This window comes from Kitasatospora arboriphila (genome assembly GCF_039528095.1).
GTDB classification, from domain to species: Bacteria; Actinomycetota; Actinomycetes; order Streptomycetales; family Streptomycetaceae; genus Kitasatospora; species Kitasatospora arboriphila.
The window spans coordinates 1-7448 of the sequence record NZ_BAAALD010000175.1 but is presented as its reverse complement, the minus strand read 5'-3'; the positions used below and the strand labels follow the sequence as shown (position 1 = coordinate 7448).

The following is a 7448-nucleotide window of genomic DNA, read 5'->3' as shown; positions in this document are numbered from 1 at the left end:
GCCCGGGTCCCGCCCCCCCGCCTGCGCCCCGGAGGACCCCCCCGGCGGGGGCGCGCCCCCCGCCCCGGGCAAGGCGCCCCCCGCGCCCTCCGCCGCGGCGGACGGCCCGTCGACCGGCGCGGCCGACCCGGCCGCCTCCGCCCCGGCCGGCAAGGCCACCGGAGCCGCCACCGGCGCCGCGGACGCCGACAACGGCGGGCGCGGTCCGAACTGCAAGGAGTACTTCAAGACCCACAAGGTCGTCCGGGTCCGCACGGTCGACAAGGGCCTCGGCAAGCTGACGGCGGAGGCCGTCGAGGCGAACTGCAGCCCCAACGGCCTCTTCTTCAACCCGGACGAGAAGCCGAAGCCCTACACCGTCGCGCCCGACGCGAAGATCACCGTCTACACGGACGAGAGCCTGCGGACGAAGACGGTCACCGTGCGGGCGGGCACCGCGGGCGACGGCCTGGCGCACGTGAAGACCTGCGCCGAGAGCAACCACGTGACCGACCCGGACAGCCTGCCCAAGGGCTGGTTCTGCTACCAGGACACGTACGAGTACACCGTGGACGCGAAGGGCGCCATCACCTCGCTGAAGGAGACCTGGAGCTCCTGACCGGAGCCGGCGGCCTCCCGGCGGTGGTACACCACCGGGAGCCCGCCGGGACGGGTCACATGCCGTTCTTGCGGACGGCGGTGTACTCCGAGTACTTGGAGAGCGGGACCTCGCGGGAGACGCAGCCGAGGCTGCCGTTGTCCTCGAGGATGACCATCCGGGTGTGCGCCTTGTCCGCCCACCCGCCGAACAGGACGACGTGCTGCTCGCCGTGGGCCTGGTGGACGACCATGGCGTCGCCGGGCAGCATCGAGCTCTTGGAGATGTGGTGGGCGATGCCGCCGCTCTCGCTGATCAGCGGGCCGGTGGTGGTGCCGGGGCCGGGCAGGCCCCACGCCGCGGAGACGAAGCCGGAGCAGTCGACGCGGTAGCCGTTGGTCTCGGCGCCCTGGCTGTAGCCGAGCTTGCGGTTCACCCGCTCCATGGCGCGGTCGACCATGGCCTTCCGCTCGTCGGAGGCGCCGTCGAGGATCGGCTGGTCCTTGGGGCCGACGCCCTGGCCGTTGTGGCGGTGCCAGTGGTCGCTCCAGGAGTCCCAGCCGGAGCCGTTGATGATGTGGGTCTGCCAGTCGCCGCGGCTGCGGTCCTTGATCTTCGGACCGTCGTGGCGGCCGCCGGGGCGGGTGCTGATGCCGCTGCCGTCGCTGCCCGAGTCGTCGGTGCCGCCGTGGTTGCCGCCGCCCCCGGTGTGGCCCCCACCGCCGGTGTGCCCGCCGCCGCCGGTGTGGCCCCCGCCGCCCGTCTGGCCGCCGCCTCCGTGGTTCCCGCCGCCGTTGCCGCCGCCGGTGCCGTCGATGCCGGTGTGCGGGCCCTTGGGCTGCTCCTGGCCCACGTGGGGCTTCTTGAGCGCCTCCTGGATCTTGCGCTCGATCTCCTTGTACTCGGTCAGGACCTGCTTGATCTTCTCGGCGTCCTGGCCGAGCTCCTCGGTGAGCTTCTTCTTGGTCTTCTCCAGGGCGTCGGCCCGGTCGGAGATGTCCTTGACCTTGGAGGCCACCTGGGCGGCGACGGCGAAGAAGTTGGCGACGCCGAGCAGCCCGCCGGCGCTCAGGTCGGTCGCGGCGGCCTTGGCGACGGCGTTCTTGATGGCCCCGACGCGCTGGCTCATCTCCGTCATCTTTGCGTTGATCTTCTGGAAGTCGCTCTGGATCTTCGCCAGCTCCTGCAGCTGGACGCCGAACTGATCGGCCATGGCGCGGTGTCTCCTCGTGCCTGCTGATACGTGCTTGGGACAGGGTGGGTGGTGCGACGGCCGGTCAGAAGGCGTCGGCGAGGCCCTTGATCGCCTTGCCGAGCTCGTCGAGCTCGTCGGCGACGGTGTTGAGCTCCTTCACCCTGCTCTGCGCGTGCGCGACGAAGGCGTCGGAGGCCGGGCCGTGCCAGGTGAGGTGGCTCAGCGCGGTGCTGATCTCCTTGCCGAACGCCTCGACGTCCTTGCCCATCTGCTGCAACTCGGCGGCGTACTTCTCCAGTTCGGCGTCAGGATCGCCGAACATCTCGCCGAGAACCCACTTGGCAATCTTGGTCGGTGCCCAGAACACGTCCTCGACGACGTTGACCGCCGCGCTTCCGAGGTCCTTGACGTCGTCCCACAGTCCCACAGCCGTTCCCCCATGCTTCTCTTGCACTACAGGCTGATAGTCGGTCAAAAGGCTAGCCGACCGGACGGACCCGGTCAGCGGCGGGCGACGGCCAGAACGGCCGCCGCTGGCAGGGCCAGCAGTCCGTCCGCACCGGTGCGGCCGCCGGCGATCCGGTCGTAGTGCTCCTTGACCAGTGCGGCCGTCGCGGCCGGCAGCCCGGTGATCACCAGCCCGAGGTTGGCGATGCCCGAGGCCGGCCCCTGCCAGAACTCCTCGGGGGAGACCCGGTGGGTCCAGGCCAGCTGCCGGCCCTCCGGGTCCTGCCATCCGGCGCCGGCCAGCAGCCCGGCCAGGCCCTCCGGGGTCCGCTCGAAGTCGACCGGCAGGGTCGGAAAGACCGGGCGCCCGACCTCCGCGGCGTCCAGCGCCTCGGTGAACAGGCCCATCGCGGTGTTGCCGGTCGCCGCCCACACCGTGACGGCGACCCGTCCTCCGGGCCGGGTGACCCGCCGCAGCTCGGCCAGCGCGGCCGCGGGGTCCTCCACGTGGTTGATCACGAAGTTGGCCACCACCGCGTCGAAGGAGGCGTCCGGGAAGGGCAGTTCGGGCAGCACGGCGTGCCGGACGTCCGCCCCGGGCACGTTCTCCGCGGCCAGCTCCACCATGCCGGGTTCGGCGTCCACGGCCGTCACCCGGGCGCCGAGCCGCACCGCGGCCGCGGCGGCCGTCCCCGACCCGGTGCCGACGTCCAGCACCGTCGTGCCCGCGCCGACACCGGCCGCGGCCACCAGCTCCGGCACCGCGGCCCCGCAGAGCGCCGCGAAGGTCCGCCCGTACGGGACGGCCTTGCCCGCCCACATCCGTCGCTCGTGCGCGTCGAACTCACCGGCCATCGTCTCCCCCTCGATCGTCACGACTGGCCCGAGCACCCTACTGGCCGCTCGAACGGGCCCGAACGGTTGCCCGATGCGACCCGCGCGCCGCGGTGTGCGCCACCGGGGTGAGGCCGCCGGACGCCGGGCCGCCGGGCCGTTCGCAGATCACGGGCCGGGGCTGTGACACTGGAGGGGCTCGAAAACCGAGGTGCGCCGCCCCGTGCCTCCTTGCGAATCTAGAGGGATGCCCGCAGTGAGTTCTCCCGTAGCCCGGTCCGCCGATGCCTCCACCATCGCGGAGCTGGCCGCCCGGCTGCCCGAGCTGATGCTCCGCGACCAGCAGCGGATCGGCCGGCGGCTGGACGGCGCCCGGCGGGTGCGCAGCCCGGAGGCCCGGCAGAAGATCGCCGACGAGCTGGCCGCCGAGATCGCGAAGGCCGAGCTCCGGGTCGAACAGCGCCGCGGCGCCGTCCCGGAGATCAGCTACCCGCAGGAGCTGCCGGTCAGCCAGAAGAAGGACGAGATCCTGGCGGCGATCCGGGACCACCAGGTGGTGATCGTCGCGGGCGAGACCGGCTCCGGCAAGACCACCCAGATCCCGAAGATCTGCCTGGAGCTGGGCCGCGGGGTGAAGGGCCTGGTCGGCCACACCCAACCGCGCCGGATCGCGGCCCGCACGGTCGCCGAGCGGGTCGCCGAGGAGCTGGCGACGCCGCTGGGCGAGGCGGTCGGCTGGAAGGTGCGCTTCACCGACCAGGTCGGCCAGGACACCCTGGTCAAGCTGATGACCGACGGCATCCTGCTCGCGGAGATCCAGACCGACCGCGAGCTGCGCCAGTACGACACGCTGATCATCGACGAGGCGCACGAGCGCAGCCTCAACATCGACTTCCTGCTCGGCTACCTCAAGCAGCTGCTGCCGCGCCGCCCCGACCTCAAGGTCGTGATCACCTCGGCGACGATCGACCCGGAGCGCTTCGCCGCCCACTTCGGCGACGCCCCGATCGTCGAGGTCTCCGGCCGCACCTACCCGGTCGAGGTGCGCTACCGCCCGATGCTGGAGGAGGGCACCGAGGAGGACGAGGTCGACCGGGACCGCGACCAGGTACAGGCGATCTGCGACGCGGTGGAGGAGCTCCAGGCGGAGGGCCCGGGCGACGTCCTGGTCTTCCTCTCCGGCGAGCGCGAGATCCGCGACACCGCGGACGCGCTGAACCGGATGAAACTGAAGTCCACCGAGGTGCTGCCGCTCTACGCCCGGCTCTCCTCGGCCGAGCAGCACAGGGTCTTCCAGCGGTCGAACAGCCGGCGCGTGGTGCTCGCCACCAACGTCGCCGAGACCTCGCTGACCGTGCCGGGCATCAAGTACGTGGTCGACCCGGGCACCGCCCGGATCTCCCGCTACAGCCACCGCACCAAGGTGCAGCGGCTGCCGATCGAGGCGGTCAGCCAGGCCAGCGCCAACCAGCGCAAGGGCCGCTGCGGCCGCACCTCGGACGGCATCTGCATCCGGCTGTACTCGGAGGAGGACTTCCTCTCCCGGCCGGAGTTCACCGACGCGGAGATCCTCCGCACCAACCTGGCCTCGGTCATCCTGCAGATGACGGCGGCGGGCCTGGGCGACATCGCGGCCTTCCCGTTCCTGGACCCGCCGGACTCGCGGAACATCAAGGACGGCGTCAACCTGCTGCACGAGCTGGGCGCGCTCGACCCGGCGGAGAAGGACCACCGCAAGCGGCTCACCCCGCTCGGCCGCAAGCTGGCCCAGCTGCCGGTGGACCCGCGGATGGCCCGGATGGTGTTGGAGGCGGACCGGCTCGGCTGCGTCCGCGACGTCATGGTGATCGCCGCCGCGCTGTCCATCCAGGACCCGCGCGAGCGGCCCGCCGAGAAGCGCCAGGCCGCCGACGACCGGCACCGCCGGTTCAACTCGGAGACCTCGGACTTCCTCACCTACCTGGCGATGTGGCGCTACGTCAGGGAGCAGCAGAGGGAGCTCTCCTCCTCGGCCTTCCGCCGGATGTGCAAGACGGAGTTCCTGAACTACCTGCGGATACGCGAGTGGCAGGACGTCTACGTCCAGCTGCGGACGGTCGCCAAGCAGCTCGGCGTGACGATCGACGAGCCCCACGAGGACGCCGAGCCGGACGCGGACCGGATCCACCAGGCCCTGCTGTCCGGCCTGCTCTCGCACATCGGCCTGTTCGACGTGGAGAAGCGCGAGTACGGCGGCGCCCGCGGCGCCCGGTTCGCGGTCTTCCCCGGGTCGGGGCTGTTCAAGAAGCCGCCGCGCTGGGTGATGTCCGCCGAGCTGGTGGAGACCTCGCGGCTGTGGGCGCGGATCAACGCGAAGATCGAGCCCGAGTGGGTGGAGCCGCTGGCGGGCCACCTGATCAAGCGGTCGTACAGCGAGCCGCACTGGGAGAAGAAGGCCGGCGCGGTGCTGGCGTACGAGAAGGTGACCCTGTACGGGATGCCGGTCGTCGCCCAGCGCAAGGTGAACTACGGCCGGATCGACCCGGGGCTGTGCCGCGAGCTGTTCATCCGCAACGCCCTGGTCGAGGGCGACTGGGAGACCCACCACCGGTTCTTCGCGGAGAACCGCAAGCTGCTCGGCGAGGTCGAGGAGCTGGAGAACCGGGCCCGCCGCCGGGACATCCTGGTGGACGACCAGACCCTGTTCGACTTCTACGACGCCCGGCTGCCGGAGGAGGTCGTCTCCACCCGGCACTTCGACTCCTGGTGGAAGAAGGCCCGGCACGAGCAGCCGGACCTGCTGAACTTCGAGAAGTCGATGCTCATCAACGAGTCGGCCGACGGCGTCACCGAGGCCGACTACCCGGACCACTGGCACCAGGGCGCGCTGCGCTTCCGGCTGACCTACCAGTTCGAGCCGGGCAGCGACGCGGACGGCGTCACGGTGCACATCCCGCTGCCGGTGCTCAACCAGGTCACCGACGAGGGCTTCGACTGGCAGATCCCGGGTCTGCGGGCCGAGCTGGTCACCGCGTACATCCGCTCGCTGCCGAAGGCGATCCGGCGCAACTTCGTGCCGGCGCCGGACTTCGCGGCGGCCGCGCTGCGGCAGGTGAAGGACCGGCAGGAGCCGCTGCTGCCGACCCTGGAGCGGATCCTGCACCGGATGGGCGGGGTGGTGGTCCCGCCGGAGGCCTGGGACGACGAGCGGGTGCCGGACCACCTCAAGGTCACCTTCCGGGTGGTGGACGGCCGCAAGAAGCTCGCCGAGTCCAAGGACCTGGAGGAGCTGCGCCGGACGCTGCAGCCGAAGCTGTCGGCGACGCTCTCCAGCGCCGCCTCCGGCCGGGGCATCGAGCAGAGCGGGCTGACCGCCTGGCCGGACGGCCTGCCGGTGCTGCAGCGGACCTTCGAGCAACGCACCCGCGGCCACTCGGTGCGGGCCTACCCGGCGCTGGTGGACGAGGGCACCTCGGTGGCGGTGCGGCTGTTCGACACCCCGGAGGCCCAGGAGCAGGCGATGTGGGCGGGCACCCGCCGGCTGCTGGCGCTCCGGGTGAACTCCCCGGCGAAGTCGATCCAGGGCCGGCTGGGCAACCAGGCGAAGCTCGCCCTCTCGTACAACCCGCACGGGTCGATCCCGGCGCTGTTCGAGGACGTGGTCGGAGCGGCGGTCGACCGGCTGATGGAGCTGAACGGCGGCCCGGCCTGGGACGAGGCGGCGTTCACCGCGCTGTTCGACAAGGTCCGGGCGGACCTGTACGACCTGTCGGCGGACACCACGCTGAAGACGGCGACGGCGCTGATCGCCTTCCACCGGGCGTCGACCCGGCTGAAGTCGGTCTCCAGCCCGGTGCTGCTGAACGCGGTGAACGACGTCCGGCTGCACCTGGCCTCGCTGGTGTACCCGGGCTTCGTGACCGACACGGGCTGGCAGCGGCTGCCGGACCTGAAGCGCTATCTGCTGGCGGTGGACCGCCGGCTGGAGGCGCTGCCGGACCACCCGCAGCGGGACACCCAGAACCTGCTGAAGGTGCAGGCCGTCCAGCAGGCGTACGGGGAGCTGCTGGCCCGGGTGCCGGAGGGCCGCCGGCCCTCGCCGGAGGTCCGGGCGATCCGCTGGATGATCGAGGAGCTGCGGGTGAGCTTCTTCGCCCAGGGGCTGGGCACGCCGGCGCCCGTGTCGGAGAAGCGCATCCTCAAGGCGATGGACGCCGCGGCGGCCACCCTCTGACCGCGGCGGGCCCCGTCCGGGAGGTGCCGGACGGGGCCCGCTGCGGCCGGTTCGACCTGGGGCCCCGCCATGCAGTACGATCTGTCTTGTTCGCGAGCGAGAGCAGACGAACGGATCAGAAATCTCTGGTCCCGTGGAGCAGTTGGTTAGCTCGCCACCCTGTCAAGGTGGAGGTCGCGGGT

General features: G+C 71.8%; 4 protein-coding genes and 1 pseudogene. 2 read left to right on the top strand and 3 right to left on the bottom strand.

The window, feature by feature from the left end:
• A pseudogene (locus ABD353_RS38790) lies at positions 1-598 on the top strand (hypothetical protein); the annotation flags it as partial.
• Positions 599-653: 55 nt separating this feature from the next.
• On the opposite strand, the gene ABD353_RS38785 reads toward ABD353_RS38790, so the two are convergent.
• The 3 genes from ABD353_RS38785 to ABD353_RS38775 all read right to left on the bottom strand — a co-directional run bounded on the left by ABD353_RS38785 (position 654) and on the right by ABD353_RS38775 (position 3095).
• Positions 654-1790, bottom strand: coding sequence for a hypothetical protein (locus tag ABD353_RS38785; protein WP_344628438.1), 1137 nt, complete (start codon positions 1788-1790; stop codon positions 654-656).
• Between the two features lie 64 nt (positions 1791-1854).
• Positions 1855-2199, bottom strand: coding sequence for a WXG100 family type VII secretion target (locus ABD353_RS38780; RefSeq protein WP_263104247.1), 345 nt, complete (start codon positions 2197-2199; stop codon positions 1855-1857).
• Between the two features lie 74 nt (positions 2200-2273).
• The gene (locus tag ABD353_RS38775) at positions 2274-3095 is read right to left on the bottom strand and encodes a class I SAM-dependent methyltransferase (protein WP_344628437.1); all 822 of its coding nucleotides are present in this window, start codon (positions 3093-3095) and stop codon (positions 2274-2276) included.
• 205 nt (positions 3096-3300) lie between these two features.
• Here ABD353_RS38775 and hrpA point away from each other — a divergent pair, with 205 nt between their 5' ends.
• Positions 3301-7266, top strand: a complete 3966-nt coding sequence (gene hrpA / locus ABD353_RS38770; protein ID WP_425555345.1) for an ATP-dependent RNA helicase HrpA — start codon at positions 3301-3303, stop codon at positions 7264-7266.
• Positions 7267-7448 lie beyond the last annotated feature (182 nt).